This is a genomic window from Nocardia sp. No.11, from assembly GCF_038752175.1.
GTDB lineage: Bacteria > Actinomycetota > Actinomycetes > Mycobacteriales > Mycobacteriaceae > Nocardia > Nocardia canadensis.
Genome location: NZ_JBCGFB010000265.1, coordinates 1 through 1178, shown reverse-complemented (window position 1 = coordinate 1178; position 1178 = coordinate 1). Strand labels below are relative to the sequence as shown.

General features: G+C 65.8%; 1 protein-coding gene and 1 pseudogene. Both read right to left on the bottom strand.

Going from position 1 to position 1178, the window contains the following annotated elements; genetic code table 11:
- On the bottom strand, positions 1-907 hold a 907-nt coding region (locus tag V8688_RS31970; RefSeq protein WP_342802384.1), incomplete at its 3' end, for a type IV toxin-antitoxin system AbiEi family antitoxin domain-containing protein.
- Positions 908-1079: 172 nt separating this feature from the next.
- Positions 1080-1178, bottom strand: a pseudogene (locus tag V8688_RS31965) (succinate dehydrogenase iron-sulfur subunit); the annotation flags it as partial.

Genomic DNA, 1178 nt, shown 5'->3' with positions numbered 1-1178 from the left:
GTGCGGCGCGGGCCTGCTCTCCGGCCCGCGCCGCGGTGGTCTCGATCATCTCGAGCAGCGCCGGATCCGCAGCGATGCCCGCAAGCAGCGCAGCGCCCGGCCCTCCGTGGGCGATCTCATTGCGGATCCGGTTGAACGCCGCGGCCAGCTGGCCAGGGGGTAGTAGCGCTTCGAGCGCGGCCACCAGTGAAGGAGTGTCGGTCGCACCGGAGACGGCGTGCAGGCCCGCGATCTGGGCCAGCGACACCGCCGCGGACGGAACCCCGGATTCCTCGATGAGTGCTTCGAGGAATCCGCGCCCGTCAAACGGCACTTGGCCATAGCTGTGTGCGTGTTCGGACAGCGCTGCTGTGACTTGATCCGCGGTAACCAGGCTACGTGCCAGCCCGTCACGAACAACACCCGCTAGATGGCCGACGTCCAGGCCGGCGGCCGCCAGATCGGCGATCGTCCGCAGCGCCGTGGTGACCGCAAGTCCGTCGATCACCTGCCAGTCGTCGCGGTCTAGATGCCCGCGATGGATCTCGACCTCCGGCATCGACAGCCGCACCCGACGCAGCGTGGTCAGCTCCACCACGTCGGCATCCACATCACCGAGACCGTGTAGTACTGCGGCCGATCGGTGAGACACCACTCCGGTAGGTACCGGATCGTCCAGGCGCTCCCAGGCCACGCGTTCGGGATCGAGGGCCATCCACGCGACGCGCATGTCCTGGTGCTCGTCGTAAGGGAAGCGCGCAACCCGGTACATGCCGTGACGAACTCGCTCCAGCGTCCCCGCATCGGCCATCTGCTTGAGCTGCTGTGGGCTCACGCCCACGACGGCTCCGGCCTGGCGGCTCGTCACCAGGCCCCATTGCTCACTTGCCAGGCTCACCAGCTGGGCGGCACGAGTATCCCTAGCCATGACTTAATAATAGCGCGATTGCTATAGAAGTCTGCCAATGTCAAAATTTCTCTGCCATGTCGACCGGGCGTAGCTCTGAATACCTGCAAACACTCCTCACCGCACAGTCATTGGCGAACGACGAAGGCCGCCTGCATCTTTCGATGAAGGCGGCCTTCGTGGACCGGGGAGGTCAGCGGGTGAAGAGCAGGGCCCGCTTGACTTCCTGGATGGCCTTGGTGACCTCGATGCCACGGGGGCACGCGTCGGTGCAGTTGAAGGTGGTGCGGCA